We start from the raw sequence: 19,340 nt of genomic DNA on the forward strand, positions 1-19,340 counted from the left end.
ACAGGTTTACCGGCGATAGGCCGTCAGCGCACGAATGCATCATGTCCTGCATAAAACGCACGGCTGCCAAGATCCTCTTCTATTCGCAGAAACTGATTGTATTTCTCGACCCGCTCCCCCCGGCATGGAGCTCCTGTCTTGAGATGGCCAGTCCCCATCGCGACAGTCAGATCAGCGATGGAGCTGTCCACCGTCTCCCCGCTACGATGAGAAACCATCGCCCCCCAATTTGCCCCATAGGCCATTTCGATGGCGGCTTTGGTCTCAGTCAGCGTTCCGATTTGATTAGGTTTGATCAATACGGCATTGGCGACGTTTTCTGTGATGCCTCGCTGAATCCGTTCGACATTGGTGACAAATAGGTCATCTCCAACCAACTCGATCCGGTCACCCAGAGCTGCATTCAATAGCTTCCAGCCTGACCAATCGTCTTCCGCGAGTCCATCTTCCAGTACCGCAATCGGATACTTGTCGACCCAGGAGGAATAGAGATTAATCAGCTCTTGAGCATCGACCTTACGACCCTCAGAGCGCAGATGGTAAAGGCCGTTTTCATAGAAGCCGCTGGATGCTGGATCGATAGCGATCTCGATCTGAGATCCAGGGGTGTAACCAGCCCTCTCGATTGCCTTGATGATCAGCTCAATGGCGTCTGAGTTTTTCTTGAGTGCCGGCGCAAAGCCGCCCTCATCTCCGACCGCTGTTGAATAGCCGGCGTCCTTAAGCACCGCTTTCAGCTCGTGGTACACCTCGGAGCCCCATCGCAAGGCTTCCTTGAAACTGCCAGCCCCTGTAGGTGCAATCATGAATTCCTGAAAGTCAGGGCCTTGCCAGTTGGCGTGAACACCGCCATTGAGAATATTGAACATCGGGACGGGCATTCTTGCTGCTTGCTCGCCGCCCAGATATTGGAACAAGGGCAAGTTCAGCGCAGAAGCCGCCGCTCTGGCAACGGCGAGGCTCACGCCCAAGATCGCGTTTCCTCCAAGCCTGGATTTATCAGAGGTTCCATCCAGCTTAATCATCAAATGATCAATTTGTTCCTGGTCAATCGCATTCATGCCCCTCAGAGACTCAAGTATTTCGGTATTCACATTGCTAACGGCCTTTAACACTCCCTTGCCGGAGTACCGCTGTGTATCTTTGTCACGCAACTCAACTGCTTCGTGAGCGCCTGTAGAGGCACCGGACGGTACTGAAGCCCGGCCCATGGCGCCGCACTCCAAGGTGACGTCGACTTCAACGGTAGGGTTACCGCGTGAATCGAGAATTTCACGTGCATGAATGGCCTGGATTTGCGTTTTCATTGATCTTCTCCAAGTAACGATTCGGGAGCGTCATTAACCATTTGAATCCGTTGAGAGGCCTCTATGTCGGACGTCAGCTCTCCATGAGTATCCTGAACAGCTGCACTGCCGACACCGCAATTGCGGGAACCAAGAAGCCTCCAATAATTAGTTCAGGAATCTCTCCCACCAAGGGCATGAACTGCCCTCTTTTTGCCATCTGGAAAAGCTCCATCATTTGGTTTGAAGCAACCATTACAGAGCAGCAATACGCCGTCTGGGCTTGTAGCCTGACGCGCCTTTGATTTAGCAGATGAAAGGTCAGCAAGGACACTCCAACGCTTACGATGAAAAGCGCGGCGAACTCATAGACGGATCCTGTGAAAAACCTGCCCATCACAAGCCCGAATACGATGCTCAGCGTCACTGCGCTCATGTGGTCTCCCAATTCTCTAAAATGATTTTGATGAGCCGACGTCGGTGAGCTCCATTTCGCGATCTCATCTTTGGATTGCCAACCGCCATCGCGCTCAATGTTGCTGTGCTCTCAGCTCGTAGCCCGGTACGCAGGTCTGGGCTACGTCGGCCTTGCAGGACTTTTCACTGGGCATACGCATCGTGACTAATGCGCCTTCGAGCGGGGTGACGACGTACCACCCCTCGCTCGAAATCTTTTGATTGTCTGCGATGCCCGCCAGAAAAAGCGACCAAAAAACCAGTCCTACGAGGAGCTGCCTGTTGTCATGAGCCCAGTTAGCGGGGGCTGGCTGTGGACGTAGGTTATAAACTCGGTACATGGCGTTTATCCTTTTTATCGGTTGTCCAACAAGGTGCGTTTTTTAGTTTTTCGCCTGGCCCACTCGACCGTATTCGATGGGCAATTTGATATAGCTCAGTGAAAACGACTCCTTGGCCAATGCCTCCAGCAACCTGTCGCACCCAATTTCATCAGTGGATATAGTCACCGTGACGGGATGGTCGGCACCGCCGAGGAAATGCGCCGTATGCAAATGCCCCAAATGATCTAGCCCCTCTGTACCGCTCACCAACGTCGCACCCAACGCGCCCTCTCGCTTGGCGAACTCGACCAACCACTCTCCCAGTGGAAGGTGCTGGTAGTTGGTACTCTGTTCGGTGAAAAACGTCAGTTGAAAGCCGTTCATAGCTACATCCTCTAATGTCGCGAGTGACCGACGCTTCGGTCGGCCTTACCTCTTCATTTCCGAGCTGTTTTCAAACTGAATTACGACGCGTCAGTGAGCGGTAACTCACATAAGAGAAGAACTGCTCGCACCTTGCGTAACTCGTCAGCGTGGTCGCGCAGGTATGCGCGCAGCTTGTCCTCTGTATCTAGCAATTCCAGACACTGGGGATGACGCATATCGCCAAGCTCCGGGTGATGATGGGAGATGCGATGGCCTGGCAAATAACCTGCAGAAATCGTCTTGAGCATGACCTGCTCAATTCTTGCTTTTTGAGCAACTTTAAGGAGGTGCTGGGCTAGTGCAGGTGCGCTTAGGTGGTGCCAGAAGCTGGTCACGCGAGCCCGGCTAGCGCCAGGAAAATAGAGTTGCAAAGCTGTCAGGCGATCTTGGTGATGTTCAATCATTTCTCTTCCCCCGCAAGAGTCACTTTCCGCTCGCTGGCGGATTCACTTTGAGCATGAAATTGCTTGATATCAGAGAGCCGGATTTCCTCCGGAAGAGGACGGTGATGCTTGCTGTGGCCGACGCGCTGGGCGTGATAGATCCCGGTGTGTCCGGATACGAGGTAACTTGCGATACAGGCAATGGCTGCAAGCGGAGCAATTTCGGGCCCGAAGAGCTCCATGGCCATAACGATGGTTGCCAGTGGCGTATTAGCTGCACCGGCAAAGACGGCGACAAAGCCGATACCAGCCAGCATGCCGAAGGGAAGGTGCAAGAGGGGAGCCAGCGCATTCCCCAAGGTGGCACCGATGTAAAACAGCGGTGTGACTTCGCCGCCCTTGAATCCAGTCCCCAGGGAGACAACGGTGAACACCATCTTTCCAAGCCAGTCCCAAGGGGCCATTGGCATTTGAAAGGATTGGACGATGCTCGGAATGCCTAGCCCGATGTACTTATCAACGTCGATGTAATGGTTACTACCGAGCGCCCACACTGCGACTGCGATCAGCAGGCCGCCGGCGAAGGGTCTTAATGGTGAATAGGTGATAAGCCGCTTAACGAAGGCTCCGAGCTTGTGGGTCGCAGTCGCGAATAGCAGGCCGGTAAGGCCAAAGACAATCCCAGCTGCCACCACAGCCATGACGCTCCACAGCTGCACCGGAACCACTTCGCCAATGACGTAATGCGTGTGAACCACGCCCCAGGCTTGCCCCACCTGGTCAGCAACGATTGCCGCAACCACGCAAGGGAAAAGCGCGTCGTAACGCATACGTCCAATGGCCAATACTTCAAGTCCGAATAAAGCCCCGGCAAGAGGGGTGCCGAAGACGGACGCAAAGCCAGCACTGATACCGGCCATGAGAATCACCCGACGGTCTTCGCGGCGCAGACGGAAGACATGCGTCAGTTGATCGGCAAGGGCACCGCCCATTTGCACCGCCGTCCCCTCACGTCCCACAGATGCACCAAAAAGGTGGGAAACCACGGTTCCGATCAGCACCATCGGCACCATGCGCAAAGGCACGATCTTCTTAGGATCATGGATCTCATCGATGATCAGGTTGTTTCCGGCATCAACGGGTTTGCCTATCAAGTGATATGCAAGTCCCACAGCAAAGCCGGCCACTGGCAGGAGCCAGATTACCCAGGGATGGGTTTCTCGCCACTGGGTGGCATGATCCAAAGAAAGCAGGAATAACGCAGAAGCAGAGCCTGCCAAAAGAGCTACAAGACCAGCAAGCGCAAGCCATTTCGCTATATAGGGCAGTAAGTCGAGTTGTTCAGGTCGTCGAAATTTAGACATTTGGCCAGCCACAAAAAATAAGTGGGCCTGACCAAAGAAGGGATTCTAAGCGCGAACGCCTACAGACCTGGTTTGATCAGGTTTCTGTAGGCATCATCAGCTGCTACGGGCGCAGCGGTTTGTTAATGGAGGAATGCCATCTCCAATGCGCCGATCTTAGCTAGGTCTGTCCAAAATGTAAAATCGTGTTTCGGAGTACGAGGCAAGCGAAGGCGTCTTCGAGTCACCGCTTACGAAAGAGGGCCAAACTAGGTGACCTCTGTTCCGACGAAGCCCAGCTCAACTGGGGTTTTTATGTAAAACAACGAGATATCTTCAAGCTCCAATCGCTTGAATAACTGTTCAGATTCGTCCTCGGTAATGGCCATACGAATTTCGGTAGGCTGATCCGCTAGTTCAAAAAAATGCGAGGAATGCAGCCGGCCGGTATGCCCAAAGCCTTCGATACCTGTGGACAGAGTCGCACCCCGCAGTCCCATTTCTTTCGCCAAATCAACGACCCAGTCGCCGAGCATCTTTCCCTGATAGCGACGATTCTGTTGAGTAAAGAAGGTCACCAGAAAAGCTTTCATGTTCCTCTCCTCAGCGCGTGTTGATTATTTGATAGGACAGAAGCCCGGCAGCCGTCATTACCAGCGAGCCCACGACGTGTAGTGAAACTGAGCCTAGCGCCCAGGGCAGCCTACCCATCACGACCAATACAGCCGCCATAGCCGGTACAGGCATCCAGGCCCATGCGTTGTTCCAGCTTTCAACGATGCGTGATCTCTTTGCCCCGGCAGCTGTTGCTACCGCTAAGACCAAAGGCAAAGCGATCAGCATCACAAAGGCCTCAACAAATGGGCCTATAGAAATGACCACTGTTGAGTCGTTACCCAGCATGAAGGTCAGGTACACCGGCAGCAGTACAAGCTGCATCAAAAGAAGCAATGGGGTGGCCGCCAGAGTGAGTTTGGAGTCGCCTTTACCGATATGGGTAAAAACCACCACATAGTCGATACAAGGCGTCAGCAAGACCAACAGGGCACCCACCAAAATCGCCGGGTGATTGGTTATCCCCATCGTCAATGCCCAAACCAGCAAGGGGATGGCCACGAAGTTGGCTGTGAGCAGCGCCGCCATGAAACGCTTATTTGCGAGGCCATTACGGAGATCCAAGAACGGGATCTGTAGAAACATGGCGTACATCAGCACTGCGATGGTGGGTGTCACCGTCGACCCTAATGCTTCAGACGCATTGGGGGCGAGCAGGCCTCCGAGGGCCGCGACAATGACCGCGACGAAGTAAATGGGAATCTGGTTAGTCTCTAGCTGTTCTCTGTCCACAAAATGCCCTTCAAGCGCGTGAAATTATTTTCTGAAGACAGGTTAATATCTGTAGCTGCTACAGGTTCAAGAAAATGCTTGGGGAGTTTGCATGTCAGGAATCGGGGCGCTGTCGAAATCAACGGGTTGCCACATTGAAACGATTCGCTACTACGAGAAAATAGGCCTTTTACCTCCCGCCCTGCGGTCGACTGGGCGTCATCGAATCTATACTGAAAAGCATCGATCAAGACTCGTCTTCATCCGGCAGAATCGTGAATTGGGTTTCCCGCTCGAAGATATCCGAGAACTCATCGCGCTCGCAGCAGATGCTGATCGTCCGTGCGCTGACGCGCTTTCGGTGGTCAAGAAGCACCTAGCGGAAGTAGAGTCGAAGGTAGCAAAGCTTCAGCAAATCCGGGTAGAGCTGCTCTCAATGGCAGGTATGTGTGAGTCAACATGCTTAGGTTCGAACACTCCAGACTGCACGATTGTTGAGTCACTTTTTGAACCTGCTGCTGGGGTTCGCTCTGGTTGCTGCTCCTAGACGAGTCAAGAGCATAGGGGGAGCAAGCTGCCATCGAAACCGAATAGCGCGATAGCCTCGACAGGGTGTTTCGAGCGTCCGTCTACACCAAACGGGCTGGTACAAGATGTGTTCGGCAGACGCTTACGACCTGATCAATTCCTGGTGGAATGAAAGGCGTGACGCTGGCCCGGGAAGCCAAGCGCTTTTACCCCACTCCAAAGGTGTCGCTGAAAACTGGTTATTCCGAAAACTCGCTAGAGCCTACGGATGCGGGGGGATTTTGATGTTATCCAAATCTTACGTGCCCATCGATCTGGCTAAGAAGGTGAGGCAAGTGCTGGAGGGGCCCAACGGGGTCAGATGACTATTCGTTCTTGTTCAGTGCAGCCGTCAAAGCCCGCCAGCTTGCTCTAATGGTGCATTGATACACCATGCGAGACTGAGCTGACTACTAAGCGTGCGACCACTGCACCTGGACAATACCGTGCCGCTTGGCGAGTGGCTTGCTAACGATCTGGACCCTGTCTCGGCGATATTTCGGGATCTGCGCTACCCCCGAATCCACTGCAGCCCAGTGCCAGGCCTCAGCATTGCTCATGATTTCCGCGCTGACGTAAAAGCTCTTGTCGGCACCATTGTGCACGTACTCGATTCGATAATGAGCGGAGTGTGGCATGGGCAATTCCTTTCCCGGAATGTGACGAAGTTCCCTTATTCGGAAAATCCCCAAGTTCCTAAGTTCCGTCTCTTTGAATCACCTCACCAGCTCCGGCAATGGCGGCATAGTGTTTAGTCCACACTGAGGCCTAAAGGCAAGTGGCGAATCCCCGATCTGTTATCAACCAATCTTCAGGCCATGAAGCTCAATTGCTGTGGAGTCACTCAGATTGCTGACCGGGTGGAGCGACTGGCTCATACCCATGGCAAGACGTGGCACACCTGGCACACCGATCAAGACAAAACACTTCCCCTAGGTGTTCCACAACTGATGATGGGGTTCACAGCTGACGGCCAGGCTGATCCCGCAATGCAGCAACAACGCAACCAACGCTTGGGAATCGTCAAGTCGGCAATCAAAGCTCAACGAGCCGATATTCAGATCCCCAAAGCAGATCCAGGTGCGGATGGATGGCAGCATGGGAAGACAATTCAGATCAACGATCCTACGGGACATCTTCACGGGCCCGCAACGTCACCCACCCCACAAAACACAAACAGCCGATCAACCCAATAGCCAATAGACTGTGCAATCCCTGCAGGCTCACGCTCAGGGAGGACGGTATATCGCCAAGGCACAGTCGACAGTCTAGGTCCGATATCCAAGGACATCGGACGAGTCCGCTGACGTACGTGAATACCTTAAACCTTGAAACGATTGACCAGCTGATTCAGACTAACCGCAAGCTTCGACATCTCGTTGCAAGCGCTTGCAGTCTGGCTTGCACCTGCAGAACTTTGGGAGGCCAGCTCGCGAATGCTAACCAGATTGCGATCGACTTCCCGGGCGACGTGCGCCTGTTCTTCCGAAGCGGTGGCGATGAGAATGTTACGCTCGTTGATGCCCGTAATAGCTGTCGCGATCTGGTCAAGCGAACTGCTGGCATCGCCTGCGACGCTTAGGGATTCTGCAGCCAGTTCTCTGCTGGTGGCCATCGCCTTCACGGCCTGGTCAGAATCGTTCTGAATGGCCTGAATCATCTGCTCAATTTCTTGCGTAGACACTTGCGTGCGGTGAGCGAGGGCTCGAACTTCGTCAGCAACGACTGCGAAGCCTCGGCCTTGTTCACCCGCCCTAGCGGCCTCGATCGCGGCATTGAGCGCAAGCAGATTGGTCTGCTCAGCAATGGCTCTGATCACCTCAACCACTTTGGAAATGTTCTGTGCACGATTGGACAAGCCAGTGATCTGCTCGCTGGTGTCGCGCACGTTGCTCGACAGCTTTTCGATGGACTTAAGCGTCTGCGATACACGCTCCAAACCAACCTCCGTATAGCCCTGACCTTTCCTGGACTCTTCGGAAGCTGATTCGGCATTGCGTGCTACCTCGTCCACTGCAGCGCTCATCTCGGTGACAGCAGTTGCAGCCTGATTTACTTCATCATTCTGCGACACCAGGCCAAGGCTGGATTGCTCAGTCACCGCGGTCATTTCTTCCGAGGCGGCAGCCAGTTGGGATGAGGAGTCAGCGATCTGCATGATCGTGCTTCGAAGGTTCTGCTGCATCGTGGCCAACGCGCTCAAAAGCCTGCCTGCCTCGTCGGTACCGCTTACCTCAACCTCCTTCGTCAGATCGCTTGAGGCAATGCGTTCGGCGACGCTAAGGGCGCTCCCGATGGGCGACGTAATCGTTTTGGTTAGAAGAGTTGCCAAACAAAGAGTCAGGAGCGCGACGAAGATAATCAGGCCGATGACGATGTAAAGACCTGAATCATAAACTTGCGTCGCTTGAACACCGGCAAGCGCAGCGCCTTTGTTATTGAATTGTGTTAATTCCTCGACCTGAGTTTCCATTTGGTTCGTGAGGGGACGTATACCGGTAGCGACGAGTTTGACAATCGAAGCGGTGTCGCCTGCCTTCAACAAAGGTTCCAGCAGATCCAGTTGGCTTGCGTAATCGTCGTAGGACTTTTTCACGGCCAAGAACAACTGTCGCTCCTGGTCACTCGCAATGAGGGTCTCATAGTTATAGACCGCATCCTTCATGGCTTTCCGGTAGGCAGGAAATTTGACGATGGTCTGCTGAACGGTTTGAGGATCGGCAACGGCCCGCTGGGTCTCCAACCGGACGCGAAGGACGGTGGAGTTCATCATCGCGGTTTGCCGAATACTGGGTAGCCAATTCAGTTCGACATCCTTTTCCGTATCGCGAAGCTTGCCCATCTGCAGTATGGCGATGACGCCCAAGACCACGACCAGCAAAATGATGGCCGAAAAAAACAAGGTGGCGCGTGGAGCGAGGTTTATATTTCTGAGCCGCATAGGACTTCCCACTGCAAGATGGCCAGAGGCCTGGTCTTGAAGCTATCGGCTAGAAATCGTGAAGGATTATGGCTGTTCGTCAGCTCGTTGACACCACGTCCCCCGGCGGCGCATGCGTACCATTGTCGGTTATGGCCGTTACTTACCAATGTAAGAAATACGTTATCACGCTAATTCAGGAGGGCTGACCGTATGTCTATCATTGAGCCAGTTCGGCATTATTTTCATAGACGCGAAGCTGAAATGATGATTCAGGTGGCGCACAAGTTGAGTTTGTTGGTTCAGGAGCAAGCAGCGCCACGAGGCAACTTCGTTTTCCCTGGGATGGACTATTTGGCCAGGCTGGAGGTCGAGGGCAAGCGAGTGGGCCACATTGATTACTGCATCAACCCGCTGCAGGACCGGCTCTACATCGACAAGATCGAAATCGACGCAGATTATCGACGACGCGGGTTCGCCTTAAGCGCGCTCTGGCAACTCTGGCAAAAGCACCACCTGCCCATAGTGCCCCTGTATCAATTTGGCACATCAGATGGATTCTGGCACAAGGCGCGGATACGTTTTGCGGCGGTGGGAGCCGTAATCGGAGATGAGATTCGTAGCATGGAAATGATCGCCGAAATGGATCGCTGGCAGCACCTAGTGCCTGAGCCGATCCATGAGCGCTTGCAGCGTGAGCTCATGGCATCGGATGAGTGGCCTGCTATTAAGGCTAAATGGGACGCGGAGTACGGTCCATGCCGGGAGAATTGATCTCAATTGAGGATGGCGGACGTCGGCTTACGGCGGCGGAGTTCCAGCAACTGACGGCTGTACCCTCAGCCGTGGAGTGGTTTGCCAATATCGATAATCCACGTACCCGCCGGGCGTATCAGATCGACCTACAAGACTTCTGCAGTTTCGTCGGCTTGGCCGGGGCCGAAGAGTTTCGGGCCGTGACGCGCGCACATGTCCTGGCCTGGCGCGCTCGGTTGGAGCAGCGTGGTCTGGCCGGAGCAACGATCCGGCGTAAACTCGCCGCGCTTGCCAGCCTGTTTGATCATCTGCTCGAGAACAATGCAGTGGCAGGGGGCAATCCGGTCCACGGCGTCAAGCGGCCCCGGATCGAAAGCAACGAAGGGAAGACGCCCGCGCTCGCGGACCACCAGGCCAAGGCGCTTCTCGATGCGCCGCCGGCTGACAGCCTCAAGGGACTACGAGATCGTGCTGTGCTGGCCGTGCTGCTGTACCACGGCCTGCGCCGGGAGGAGGGCGCGCAGTTGAAAACCAGCGACTTGCAGGAGCGACGGGGCATTAAGCACCTGCGGGTGAACGGCAAAGGCGGCAAGCTGCGCTGGCTACCGCTGCACCCCGTGGCCGCCGAACGTATCTACGCATATATGGAAAAGGATCTTGAGCGAGGAGCAGGGAATGGGTCGCTGTTTAGGTCACTACGAGGTCGCGCCTCTGGTACCGGGCTGAGCGCCGATGGCATTTATAAGATCGTGTGTCATTGGGCGATGTCTGCCGGCATCAAGGTTGATGGTCTGGGCGTCCATGGTTTGCGGGCCACGGCGGCGACAAACGCGCTTGAGCATGACGCGGACATTGCCAAGGTGCAGATCTGGCTGGGGCACGCAAACATCAGCACGACGCGTTTGTATGATCGACGCGGCCAGCGACCGGAAGACTCTCCGACGTTTAAAGTCAAATACTGAGAACCGCGGATTGTGGGCCACCCTTCAACCACTACCACTCGTCGGAGAATTAAGGTTGGTAATTACTGCTCACTCCAAATCTCGAAATTTGACGGAAAGGCTCGTAGAGGTCTCCCGGATGCTTCCAGATACCTCAAAACACCATTTCTACGAAAATCGCGTAGTCATAAAAACCCCCGCGCGAGGCGGGGGCAGAGTGCATCACTGTCTTTATCAGGTGGCAATGCAATTTTCTTGCGTTTAACATCGGTGCAACACATGACGCATACAACGGGACCTAGGAAATCTCAGAGTATTGCTGGTAACCCTCTGCGTCAACTCCTCTAGGGGGTTTACTCGCTGTCGTGTGGATATGTCAGGAGCCTAATCCTGATCCCATTCACTCTGCGAGGACATCGCCATGCTGCGATTCATACCTGAAGAGTTGATTAGAGCGCTGCAGACCGTTTACTGGTCTATTCGTCTGATTCGACTAATTCAACAAGTCTAAGCAACACCAGCAGGGGCATGCGCCCCTGCTGCCTTTCTGTTCGCATCTGTGACGATCCGTCAATTGACTCATTGGTACGCCACGGCTGCGCCGTTGGGTACTGTCGCCGGCAGTGCGACCCCCACGTTACCAGATGACGGGGTGACAAGGCTGCCAGACGACGCCGTTCCGATGGCCAGCGACCCCCCAGTCAAATTGATCATCTCTGAAACAAGACCGGGAGGAGGGGATCCGACGAACGCGTAACTTCGTCCAGCATCGATCACTCCCTCCACCCCAGGGTAACGCGCGTACCAGGTGGGCAGTGCCAACTGGTTATCGGCCACCGTTCCTGATGCAGCTTTGTGAGCGTAGGCATACTCGGCCAAGGCATTTCTGTAGACGAGGACGTTATGAGCAATCAAGGAGATTTCTACGGTCTGGGAGCTCTGTTCTGCCTGGTGTGACTTCTCATAAACCATTCCGAGCACTGCTGTAATCACCACCATTGCAAGCCAGTAAATGTTCACTCTACGTCCTCGATGACAGTTATGAGCCTGGTCAGAACTGACAACAGAAAATGGTGGCGTAATCGTTCTGGCCGACCACGATTCCTGGGGTACTGCTGAATCGTTGGCCTGAGCCGGCCGTGTCCCAACCAACTTTTGTGTAGCCGACTGGGCAAGCGTAGGTAGTGACGTCGTTTGCGTCGTAGCCGGGGATGGTTTTTGCCGTGCAGGTAGGGGCACTGGAACCGTTCACCACCCAGACCTGGTTATCACAAGAAAGGGATCGACCCGTACTGGTTCGACCAACCATACCGTTTGCAGCACAGGCAGTGCCGGCAGTTGCAACGCCATTCAGCTGCAGGTATTCACCGACGGTCGCGCGACCTTCCGAAGTCACTGTCCCACCCCGGATGTTCCCGGCTGTGTAGAGGTTCTTGTCGCCGTAGACCCGAACCCAGTCCGAGTCACTCATGTACCAGCCACCACCCCATTTTTCGCTGTACCAGCCGGTGTCGCCCTGAGTGCGAAACCAACCGCCTGTGACAGTCTCGCCTGATATGCGGGCAGCCGCCCCCGTGAGGTTGGCCGAGGCATTCACCGACTGCGCGTATACATCACCTGCAGCGATGACGTTGCTCTGGGCTGTGACGCTCCCCGACGCACTCACATTCCCCTGGGCTGTGACAGATCCCGAGGCACTCACGTTGCCAACGGCGTTCACTGACCCAGCAGTGTCGACATTACCTCCAACCGTCACTGTTCCAGAGGCGTTCAATGCAGCCACATCGTTGACATTGTTTCCTCCCATACTGAGCGCCGTGTTCATGCGATTGAGTTCAGGCTTTCCTGGGATGGCGTTGCGGTACAGGTAGTCGTTGGAGAGCGTGCCATCCTGGAGAAACAAGGCACTTGCAGTGTGGCCAACGCCTGGGTTGATCCCATAGTTGCTCAGCGCAAGTTGCCAGCCGCCTCGTACTCCTTGGATAACGCCGGTGTTGTTGAACGGGATGAAGCCACCCGGCGCACCCATATTTTCCGCAATCGTCCGGGTACCGATCTCATCGATAGCCTGGCCACCGGTAGTGATCACGATGGATTCGAGCTGGTTGACGTTGACCCTTCGAGCAAGCACCACGTAGCTCTGACCGAATGCATTTGTGTCACTGAAGCTGGCTGGCAGATAGTTGGTGTTGCGTAGCATCTGAGGGGTAATCGTCGCAGGCGTGGTTGTGCCCGCCGATCCATAGACCGTTGCGAAATTGTCCTTCAGGTATTTAGAAGCGGCCTCTGCGATCTGCTGCTGTTGCTGAGCTGCGATTTGATAGTTCTGCGCATCCATCCTGTCGGCCATCAGCGAGACGCCTATGGCCGACGCAATGGCGAAAATGATCAGGCCGAAGAGCAGCTCGATCACCACAAAACCATTCTTTCTGGTCTGGCTATGCTTGAGAACATTCATCCCCAGAGGCTCCTGTTCGATTGTTGATCCACATCCTGGCTAATCATTGCGATTTGATTTGATCGGATCTTCTCTCGAATACCAGGGCCGTCAGGTCCAGTCAGTGAAAGGCTCTGGATCTTCAGATGTCGCATTTCGCCTTCACCTTCGAGGGCAAGCGCAGCTACAGCTACCAAACCCTGTGACAGAATTGATCGGACGTTGCTGATGGCCGGCTCCGCAAGAGTCGCTACTCGCTCGATCGCCTGCGGTACTGTTCCCGCGTGAACTGTGGTGATGATGAACAGGCCATTGATTGCCGCTCGCACTGCCTGAACTGCCGTGGGGGTGTCTCTGATCTCACCGATAAGCATCATGTCCGCGCCAGAGCGGAGGCCTCTCATCAAAGCCTCCTCATACCCGCCATTGCGTCTCGAAACCTGCATCTGGATGCAACGACCAGGTCCGTGACGACCGTTCAAATCTGTCTCAGCTGGATCCTCTGCAGCCAACGCGATCCCACCGCACGCATTTAGCCTGGCGATGATCAGCGAAGCTGCGCTTGACGTCTTACCGGTGCAAATCTCGCCGCAAAAAATCACCAGGCCGCGCACCTGCTTCGTAAGCAGCGATTCGACAAGGTCTTCAGGAAAACCCAATTGGTCGAACCGCCGGACCTGCGCATTTGATCTGCGCAGTACGAACACGGCCTGGCCAAAGGCATCGGGTATCTGAGTGACGCGAAGCACCGTTCCTTCTTTGATCAACGAGAACTCAGGATCCTGATGCACTTCAAAATGCTTTGCGCATTCCTCCCGTAATAGCAGGGCGCTTTCTTTCCAGTTTTCCGGAGCCTCGACACGTCCGCTCTGGCCATCCAGGCCTTTTACGTCCGTAAAATCCGGCCCCAAGTAGAGGTCACTAAAAGGCGTGTCGATAATTGGGTTCATGCTCAGTAGGCCGTCCAAGCCAACGTGTTGCTATCAGTAGAGCAGCCACTGGTGGCAGCAGCTGAACTCACCTCGCCGTTCACAGCTGTGCCGCCATTGATAGAGGTGGTGACCTTCTGCCCGCGTCCAATCTTCGTGGCCAGTGTCACACAGGCATCTTGGGGCAAACCGGCCTCGGTCACGGTGAATGTCATCCCGTTGGCAACCACAGTGACCTGGCCACTCCAGGCGTTGTAGAGCTTGCCGCTGGAGAACGACATATTGGGCAGGCCACGTATCGAGCTGAGCTGGGCGATCAGATCGGTCCCTGACGCTCCGTAACCGGTACTGCCTTTGAGCTTGCGAGTGTTCGCGATCAATTGACCGACGTTACCCTGTTCGTTGTTGACGTCCGAACTGCCCATCGCGCCCCAACCGTTGTAAAGGGCGTAGCCCATCCCGATCAGGATAACGATGAGAACGAAGAGCAATTCAATCGAGATATAACCGATCTGGTTCGCCCGAGCGGAGTGAGTGGTGTTTTGCATGTGTGTGGTCCTGGGTATGTGGGTAACGGGTGTAGTGCTCAGTGCGTCATGCCTTGTGTGGCATTGCCGGTCATGCTGTAGGCCCCGACCATGACCAGAATCATCAACAGGCCGATCAGAACCATGGATACGAGGGACAGTGTCTTTGCGTAACGCTCGACCTGTTTCAGTGATATCTCCAACCAGCGAAGGCTGTAGCGGTGCACTGCAGCCGAGAAGCTCTGCGTAGTGGAGAGAACAATCAGAAATTGAATCGCTTCGTGGTCTGGGAATTCATGCCCGGAAAGATCTAAAGCCTCCCCAAAGTTTTTACCCATCCGAACCCCGTAGTGGGCGGCTTCCAGGCGTTCACGCAGCCACGGATTTGCCCCACGCTTTAACGTGTCCAACGCTCCGAGCGGATCGATGTTTGCTCGCAGCATGACTGCGATATTGAGGAGGAACGTTGAGCCGTGGAGCGCTTTGTAGATTGACCAGGGAGGCAAGATCTCCAGCCTTGTCCGCCAAGGGCCACGGAAGTAAGGCAGAGTGACGACACTGGTGACAACCAGGACTACCACAAGGCACAAAGTCAGAAGTCCCCAGTTAGTCACAAAGGTGGCGATCATGTGCAGAACCATGGGTGCGCCGGACCAGGCTTCTGGGTTGGATGAGCGGCTCATGGCCGGCACCACCCGGGTGGCGATTACGTTCAGCAAGTAGGCCATCAGGCTCCAGACAAAAACCGGGTACGAGGCCGTTGAGACCACCAGCCTCATCACTTTTTGCCGAGCCTCGATGATCCGCACGCAGTCGCTGAATGCCTGGATCAAGTTCCCTGACTTCTCGCCGGCGCTGATAACGGCGTGCTCCTGATAAGGCACCCAGTTAAGGCAGGCCTGGGCCAGCGTCTTGCCGCCGTCCACAGCTTTGCCTATGCCATAGCTGGCAAGCGCGATCGGATGTCGAGCACGTCGGCCTCCATCACTGTAGATCGATCCAATACGATCAAGAGCCAGGTCGAGCGGCACCCCGTTCTCGAGCAGAGCGGTCATGCTCTCGTAAAGCCGGATCCGCTCATTGCCTCCAAACTGGTTCCTGTAAAAGCCATCTACAAGCCCAGACCAGGCATCCATCACCTTACTGAGCATGGACTTCTGCCTCAGGCGCTTCGGCATCCAGCATGTAGCTGTCAAAATCCAATGGACCGACTACGGCCTCTGCCATGCGCGGGTCAATCAGCCCTGTATTTATCTTGATGAGCGTGTGGGCAACCTTCGTGATACCACCCATGTGCTTGACCCAATACTGGCGCGCAGCGCTTGGGCCATTCTTTCGGATCTCCTCCATGAACCGGTGGGTCGGGAGAAGAATCTCGGCGACAGCGGCCCTGCCGTTCACCCCGTCACGGCATAGAGAGCAACCCGGCCCAGCCAGATAGACCTGATCCAGCACGGTCATCTTTTCGAGCCGCTCGACCAGCTGCGGATCCAAGGTACTGATCTGGCTGCGCGCAGGCACGCGACACTTCTTGCACAGCGTTGGCAGCAGTGACTGGTTGATAAGGCCGACAATGAGTGTAGGGTCGGTGACCAGGCTTGTATCAGCCCCCATGTCGATCAGGCGAGGAATTGCTGCTACAGCGTTGTTGGTGTGCAGAGTCGATAAAACCAGGTGGCCGGTCATCCCCCCTCGCAGTGCCCCCTGAGCTGATTCAAGGTCTCGAATCTCCCCATACATCAGTATGTCGGGGTCGAGTCGCACGGAGTTTGTAATGGATTCTCCCCATGACTCATTGCTGCCAAGAGGGGACTGATTTGCACGCATCGGATATTCGGGCGGGTCCTCAACGGTCAGGATATGTTTTGTGCCTTTGCACTCTTCAGCCAGAAGGTTGATCTGCACCTGGAGCGACTTCGATTTCCCTGATCCAGTCGGACCGGTCAATATGATCACGCCGTAAGGAAGACTTCTCAGCCGCTTGAACAGCAAATTCTGTTCTGGCAGAAATCCCAGATCGTCGACGGACTGTTTCTCCTGATCGTCATAAATCAGTCGCAGCACCATCAAAGGCCCTTCGACCAGAGGGCGGGTTGCTACACGGGCCCCTGACAGTCCCAATTGATCGAGGAAGGTGCGAGCCATGCGCGCATCTTGTTTCAGTTCCGGTTGATAGTAGCCCTCAGATTTGACGTCGCACATTGAGTTGAAAAGTGAAGAACAAAGCTCGTTTCCTACGGCGCTCTGGATCTGCCCGTACTCCCGCAAGAGACCGTCCTCACGAAACTTGATGTAGGTGATTTCGTGGCCAACGATGAAGTGAACGTCGGAAGCACGTCGTGCATGGGCCGCGCCGATGATACGAATCACCTCTTGTTGACGCTGGGTACTGTCTATAGATCCGGCGAAAGCTTTACCCGCATTCTGATACAGAGACTTGATGTCGCTGAGCGTGCTGCTGATGGTCTGAAACGGCACGCCGGCTCGGTCCAGGCGGTCCATAAATGCCATCACATAAGGGTCGTGCATGTGCTGAGACGACACGAGCAATTCTGCTTCTTCAGCCTCTGGGGCAGGTGCTAACAAGGCAACGAGCTGACGCAACTCGCTGGTGATGTCCCCCCACCGATTTCCCTCCGCAGTCAGGACGGTTCCGACCACGTCAGATTGCATGGCAATGGTGATCGGTTGCACGACTGCGGTCGGCCGGGCGACCTGGCGTGCCAACGGATCAGCCTCAATGTCTGGCTCAATTCGTACCGCGCCGCTCATCGCTGAAACTCCTGCGACATGCTGGACAGCGGACTCATAGCCGAGGGCTGCCCCGGAGCTACAGGCTTGAGTGTCTGCAGTGACATTTGGGGCGCGTCAACCGAGCCACTTGGTGCCCGGGTCGAGAAACCTAATGGATATCGGCGTCCGTCATGGCCCAGTACCACGCTGTCGAGTGACACGCTGATTACCTTGAATCCTCCTGGCAGCTCAGCATTACCAACAGATGCATCGACCTCGAAACCACTTCTGTACAGTAACGTTGCATACAGAGCGTTATTCATCCTGAACACGGTCTTGACCACCGGCAACTGCGGTGTGCTGTTGCTGGCCGGGGCGGGGGTCGTGTAAGCGTTCTGCGTAGTCTGAACCGGCACAGACGTGGTTGTTTTGGCTCCGTTTACGATGTCTTCCTTGGCACGAGCCCGCGCCGCCTGTGCTGTGAAGAGCAGGGTTTCACTCTGCACCTGGGACAACTCACCAATGTTGATCCGGCTCAGGTCGGTGGGAGATGGGTCGGCAGCGACGGCCATGTTGCCGGCAGCCACGCAGGACAATAGAAACGTCATCAGAATGGAGGCGCGAGGGTTAATGCACATAGAGGTCACCTATGACGTTCCAGGTTAATTTGCCGTCTTGAAAGTCGGTTTTGATTTCACGCAGGCGCATGCCCGTGCTTTCCACGCCTTGAAGAACAGTCGCTGGCGGTAACAGGCTCGTGTAGCGGATCTCGAAGTGTCGATAATCCGGAGGCGGTGGTGGTGGAGGGGCTGGCTGGCCAGGCAAAGCTGGTGGCTGGACAACCGTCACAGGTACTTCCGTGATCTTGGGCTGGACGTTCTGGGCTTGCAGCCATGAAGTGATGCTGTCCAAGGCCTGCGTTGCCGGGTTCAGAACGTCATCACCCGCCAGCGGCAGCTCGAAGGTGAGCTTCACCGCGGCCATGTTGCCTTCGTCGTAAAACGCTGGCGTATCAGCAAAGTAGCCCGCCGTAGCTGCGCTGAAAGCCATCGTGGTGCTGTTGCCGGTGCGGTTGTAGTTGGCCGACATCAGCGTTCCGTCGCATTTAGCGGAAACGAATAGCCATCCTTCGATTGCCGGTGGTAACTGGTCAATTGCGCCGCTACAGCCTCTAAGAAATACTGGGACAGAAGGCTGTTTTACCCACGGATGTACAAGCGCCTCGATCACAACTGGGGAGTTTGTTCGCTGGTTCAGGGCATCCAATTCGGCTTGCCTTGCAGCTTCTGCCGCTTGCTGCGCCTGACGAGCAAGTTGCAGCTTATGTTCATTCCACTGGTGCCACCCAATCAGGCCGGCCACGACCAAGGCACCAATCACCCCGGCTTTCAGCAGTTCCTGTCTGGACAGGCCGAATGCCAGCGGTGTCAGTTTGTATTCGCGCTTGAGATTTGATGGCTGCAACAATGCTTCAGGGTCGAATTGTTCGCCACCGCGACCAAACTCCGGGGGGAGAAAAATCTTGTCGAAGCTCATCGAGCGGCTCAGTTGCTGAGCCACCTTCTTTTTTATTTCCTCACTGCTGCCTACCAGGTCTGCACCGGGTATGACCGCACCTCGGTACACTGCGACCAAGGCGTATCTATCCTCGGCGTCCTCGATCTTCCAGGCAGCCAGCCACGATGCGCCCAGCTGCCCGGCGAGTGCAGCTGCAAGGGAATACATACCTTTGACTGCACCGTCATTCTGCGAAACAAATCCAGCCTGAATCACCGACTCGGTATGCCTGATGGCCACGATGTCCATTTGCTGGGTGCGACCAAACTGGCGTGCTTCCTTCATGTAGCCGGTAAGGCTACCCAACGGGTGCCACAGCAGGCCTGTAACGAAAGATCGTCCGTGATAAGTCAGAATCTGAACTTTGCCATCGCTGGGCGTTGGGGGGCGAGTAGCGCGCTTTCGTATCAGAGAGAACAGGTTCGCCATG

General features: G+C 55.2%; 20 protein-coding genes, 4 pseudogenes and 1 riboswitch. Of the genes and pseudogenes, 5 read left to right on the forward strand and 19 right to left on the reverse strand.

The window, feature by feature from the left end:
• Window positions 1–23: 23 nt before the first annotated feature.
• From eno to RYA97_RS22410, 8 genes and pseudogenes are all read right to left on the reverse strand, one after another.
• Complete coding sequence (gene eno / locus RYA97_RS22375; RefSeq protein WP_003317534.1) at window positions 24–1,307, reverse strand: phosphopyruvate hydratase; 1,284 nt, start codon at window positions 1,305–1,307, stop codon at window positions 24–26.
• Between the two features lie 73 nt (window positions 1,308–1,380).
• Window positions 1,381–1,722 (reverse strand): hypothetical protein, encoded by a 342-nt coding sequence (locus tag RYA97_RS22380; protein WP_003317535.1) that lies wholly within the window; start codon window positions 1,720–1,722, stop codon window positions 1,381–1,383.
• A 94-nt stretch (window positions 1,723–1,816) separates the two neighbouring features.
• A complete protein-coding gene (locus tag RYA97_RS22385) occupies window positions 1,817–2,083 on the reverse strand; it encodes a hypothetical protein (protein ID WP_003317536.1) in 267 nt (88 codons plus the stop codon).
• 42 nt (window positions 2,084–2,125) lie between these two features.
• The gene (locus RYA97_RS22390) at window positions 2,126–2,449 is read right to left on the reverse strand and encodes a DUF190 domain-containing protein (protein ID WP_003425060.1); all 324 of its coding nucleotides are present in this window, start codon (window positions 2,447–2,449) and stop codon (window positions 2,126–2,128) included.
• A gap of 80 nt (window positions 2,450–2,529) precedes the next feature.
• Window positions 2,530–2,895: a hypothetical protein gene (locus tag RYA97_RS22395; RefSeq protein ID WP_003317538.1), complete on the reverse strand. Its 366-nt coding sequence runs from the start codon at window positions 2,893–2,895 to the stop codon at window positions 2,530–2,532.
• Complete coding sequence (locus tag RYA97_RS22400; RefSeq protein WP_011267047.1) at window positions 2,892–4,238, reverse strand: voltage-gated chloride channel family protein; 1,347 nt, start codon at window positions 4,236–4,238, stop codon at window positions 2,892–2,894. Before RYA97_RS22400 ends, RYA97_RS22395 begins: the two co-directional genes overlap by 4 nt.
• 80 nt (window positions 4,239–4,318) lie before the next feature.
• Window positions 4,319–4,391, reverse strand: a riboswitch (Fluoride riboswitch).
• Window positions 4,392–4,486: 95 nt separating this feature from the next.
• A complete protein-coding gene (locus RYA97_RS22405) occupies window positions 4,487–4,810 on the reverse strand; it encodes a DUF190 domain-containing protein (protein ID WP_003425054.1) in 324 nt (107 codons plus the stop codon).
• 115 nt (window positions 4,811–4,925) lie between these two features.
• Window positions 4,926–5,564: pseudogene (locus RYA97_RS22410) on the reverse strand (arsenic resistance protein); the annotation flags it as partial.
• Window positions 5,565–5,655: 91 nt separating this feature from the next.
• Here RYA97_RS22410 and RYA97_RS22415 point away from each other — a divergent pair.
• Together RYA97_RS22415 and RYA97_RS22420 are read left to right on the forward strand one after the other, a co-directional pair.
• A complete protein-coding gene (locus tag RYA97_RS22415) occupies window positions 5,656–6,090 on the forward strand; it encodes a MerR family transcriptional regulator (RefSeq protein WP_003425026.1) in 435 nt (144 codons plus the stop codon).
• Between the two features lie 137 nt (window positions 6,091–6,227).
• Window positions 6,228–6,436, forward strand: a pseudogene (locus RYA97_RS22420) (hybrid sensor histidine kinase/response regulator); the annotation flags it as partial.
• Between the two features lie 87 nt (window positions 6,437–6,523).
• Here RYA97_RS22420 and RYA97_RS22425 read toward each other — a convergent pair.
• Window positions 6,524–6,748: a DUF6555 family protein gene (locus RYA97_RS22425; protein ID WP_003425025.1), complete on the reverse strand. Its 225-nt coding sequence runs from the start codon at window positions 6,746–6,748 to the stop codon at window positions 6,524–6,526.
• Between the two features lie 222 nt (window positions 6,749–6,970).
• On the opposite strand from RYA97_RS22425, the pseudogene RYA97_RS22430 reads away from it, so the two are divergent.
• Window positions 6,971–7,306: pseudogene (locus RYA97_RS22430) on the forward strand (DUF1264 domain-containing protein); the annotation flags it as partial.
• A 125-nt stretch (window positions 7,307–7,431) separates the two neighbouring features.
• Here the strand turns inward: RYA97_RS22430 and RYA97_RS26640 are convergent.
• Window positions 7,432–8,295 carry a methyl-accepting chemotaxis protein gene (locus RYA97_RS26640; RefSeq protein WP_407316741.1) on the reverse strand — a complete coding sequence of 288 codons (864 nt, stop codon included), beginning with the start codon at window positions 8,293–8,295 and terminating at the stop codon, window positions 7,432–7,434.
• A pseudogene (locus RYA97_RS26645) lies at window positions 8,290–9,051 on the reverse strand (MCP four helix bundle domain-containing protein); the annotation flags it as partial. The pseudogene RYA97_RS26645 and the gene RYA97_RS26640, both read right to left, overlap by 6 nt.
• 192 nt (window positions 9,052–9,243) lie before the next feature.
• On the opposite strand from RYA97_RS26645, the gene RYA97_RS22440 reads away from it, so the two are divergent.
• A complete protein-coding gene (locus tag RYA97_RS22440; protein ID WP_003425019.1) occupies window positions 9,244–9,804 on the forward strand; it encodes a GNAT family N-acetyltransferase in 561 nt (186 codons plus the stop codon).
• Window positions 9,789–10,748, forward strand: coding sequence for a tyrosine-type recombinase/integrase (locus RYA97_RS22445; RefSeq protein ID WP_058444032.1), 960 nt, complete (start codon window positions 9,789–9,791; stop codon window positions 10,746–10,748). The genes RYA97_RS22440 and RYA97_RS22445 overlap by 16 nt, the downstream gene beginning before the upstream one ends.
• Window positions 10,749–11,306: 558 nt before the next feature.
• Here RYA97_RS22445 and pilM read toward each other — a convergent pair.
• From pilM to pilO2, 8 genes are read right to left on the reverse strand one after another with little or no spacing between them, the layout of a single operon-like run.
• Window positions 11,307–11,747: a type IV pilus biogenesis protein PilM gene (gene pilM / locus RYA97_RS22450; RefSeq protein WP_003425016.1), complete on the reverse strand. Its 441-nt coding sequence runs from the start codon at window positions 11,745–11,747 to the stop codon at window positions 11,307–11,309.
• 31 nt (window positions 11,748–11,778) lie between these two features.
• Entirely contained in the window at window positions 11,779–13,185 is a 1,407-nt protein-coding gene (gene pilV, locus RYA97_RS22455; protein ID WP_074996481.1) for a shufflon system plasmid conjugative transfer pilus tip adhesin PilV, read from the reverse strand.
• Window positions 13,182–14,114: an ATPase, T2SS/T4P/T4SS family gene (locus RYA97_RS22460; protein WP_085741164.1), complete on the reverse strand. Its 933-nt coding sequence runs from the start codon at window positions 14,112–14,114 to the stop codon at window positions 13,182–13,184. The genes pilV and RYA97_RS22460 overlap by 4 nt, the downstream gene beginning before the upstream one ends.
• A gap of 2 nt (window positions 14,115–14,116) precedes the next feature.
• Entirely contained in the window at window positions 14,117–14,641 is a 525-nt protein-coding gene (locus RYA97_RS22465; RefSeq protein ID WP_003317566.1) for a type 4 pilus major pilin, read from the reverse strand.
• Window positions 14,642–14,679: 38 nt separating this feature from the next.
• Entirely contained in the window at window positions 14,680–15,771 is a 1,092-nt protein-coding gene (locus tag RYA97_RS22470) for a type II secretion system F family protein (protein ID WP_003317567.1), read from the reverse strand.
• Window positions 15,761–17,392: a GspE/PulE family protein gene (locus RYA97_RS22475; protein WP_011267067.1), complete on the reverse strand. Its 1,632-nt coding sequence runs from the start codon at window positions 17,390–17,392 to the stop codon at window positions 15,761–15,763. The genes RYA97_RS22470 and RYA97_RS22475 overlap by 11 nt, the downstream gene beginning before the upstream one ends.
• Complete coding sequence (gene pilP / locus RYA97_RS22480; RefSeq protein WP_085741165.1) at window positions 17,389–17,991, reverse strand: type IV pilus biogenesis protein PilP; 603 nt, start codon at window positions 17,989–17,991, stop codon at window positions 17,389–17,391. Before pilP ends, RYA97_RS22475 begins: the two co-directional genes overlap by 4 nt.
• Window positions 17,981–19,339 (reverse strand): type 4b pilus protein PilO2, encoded by a 1,359-nt coding sequence (gene pilO2, locus RYA97_RS22485; RefSeq protein ID WP_316893118.1) that lies wholly within the window; start codon window positions 19,337–19,339, stop codon window positions 17,981–17,983. Before pilO2 ends, pilP begins: the two co-directional genes overlap by 11 nt.
• Window position 19,340: the final 1 nt, after the last annotated feature.

The sequence above is a fragment of the Pseudomonas syringae group sp. 26L6 genome (assembly GCF_032587815.1).
In the GTDB taxonomy this organism is placed as follows: Bacteria; Pseudomonadota; Gammaproteobacteria; order Pseudomonadales; family Pseudomonadaceae; genus Aquipseudomonas; species Aquipseudomonas amygdali.

What these genes read in the sequence shown, in the direction of transcription:
- eno (WP_003317534.1), bottom strand. Translation starts at nt 1,307, where the DNA reads ATGAAAACGCAAATCCAGGCCATTCATGCACGTGAAATTCTCGATTCA.
- RYA97_RS22380 (WP_003317535.1), bottom strand. Translation starts at nt 1,722, where the DNA reads ATGAGCGCAGTGACGCTGAGCATCGTATTCGGGCTTGTGATGGGCAGG.
- RYA97_RS22385 (WP_003317536.1), bottom strand. Translation starts at nt 2,083, where the DNA reads ATGTACCGAGTTTATAACCTACGTCCACAGCCAGCCCCCGCTAACTGG.
- RYA97_RS22390 (WP_003425060.1), bottom strand. Translation starts at nt 2,449, where the DNA reads ATGAACGGCTTTCAACTGACGTTTTTCACCGAACAGAGTACCAACTAC.
- RYA97_RS22395 (WP_003317538.1), bottom strand. Translation starts at nt 2,895, where the DNA reads ATGATTGAACATCACCAAGATCGCCTGACAGCTTTGCAACTCTATTTT.
- RYA97_RS22400 (WP_011267047.1), bottom strand. Translation starts at nt 4,238, where the DNA reads ATGTCTAAATTTCGACGACCTGAACAACTCGACTTACTGCCCTATATA.
- RYA97_RS22405 (WP_003425054.1), bottom strand. Translation starts at nt 4,810, where the DNA reads ATGAAAGCTTTTCTGGTGACCTTCTTTACTCAACAGAATCGTCGCTAT.
- RYA97_RS22415 (WP_003425026.1), top strand. Translation starts at nt 5,656, where the DNA reads ATGTCAGGAATCGGGGCGCTGTCGAAATCAACGGGTTGCCACATTGAA.
- RYA97_RS22425 (WP_003425025.1), bottom strand. Translation starts at nt 6,748, where the DNA reads ATGCCACACTCCGCTCATTATCGAATCGAGTACGTGCACAATGGTGCC.
- RYA97_RS26640 (WP_407316741.1), bottom strand. Translation starts at nt 8,295, where the DNA reads ATGCAGCAGAACCTTCGAAGCACGATCATGCAGATCGCTGACTCCTCA.
- RYA97_RS22440 (WP_003425019.1), top strand. Translation starts at nt 9,244, where the DNA reads ATGTCTATCATTGAGCCAGTTCGGCATTATTTTCATAGACGCGAAGCT.
- RYA97_RS22445 (WP_058444032.1), top strand. Translation starts at nt 9,789, where the DNA reads ATGCCGGGAGAATTGATCTCAATTGAGGATGGCGGACGTCGGCTTACG.
- pilV (WP_074996481.1), bottom strand. Translation starts at nt 13,185, where the DNA reads ATGAATGTTCTCAAGCATAGCCAGACCAGAAAGAATGGTTTTGTGGTG.
- RYA97_RS22460 (WP_085741164.1), bottom strand. Translation starts at nt 14,114, where the DNA reads ATGAACCCAATTATCGACACGCCTTTTAGTGACCTCTACTTGGGGCCG.
- RYA97_RS22465 (WP_003317566.1), bottom strand. Translation starts at nt 14,641, where the DNA reads ATGCAAAACACCACTCACTCCGCTCGGGCGAACCAGATCGGTTATATC.
- RYA97_RS22470 (WP_003317567.1), bottom strand. Translation starts at nt 15,771, where the DNA reads ATGCTCAGTAAGGTGATGGATGCCTGGTCTGGGCTTGTAGATGGCTTT.
- RYA97_RS22475 (WP_011267067.1), bottom strand. Translation starts at nt 17,392, where the DNA reads ATGAGCGGCGCGGTACGAATTGAGCCAGACATTGAGGCTGATCCGTTG.
- pilP (WP_085741165.1), bottom strand. Translation starts at nt 17,991, where the DNA reads ATGTGCATTAACCCTCGCGCCTCCATTCTGATGACGTTTCTATTGTCC.
- pilO2 (WP_316893118.1), bottom strand. Translation starts at nt 19,339, where the DNA reads ATGGCGAACCTGTTCTCTCTGATACGAAAGCGCGCTACTCGCCCCCCA.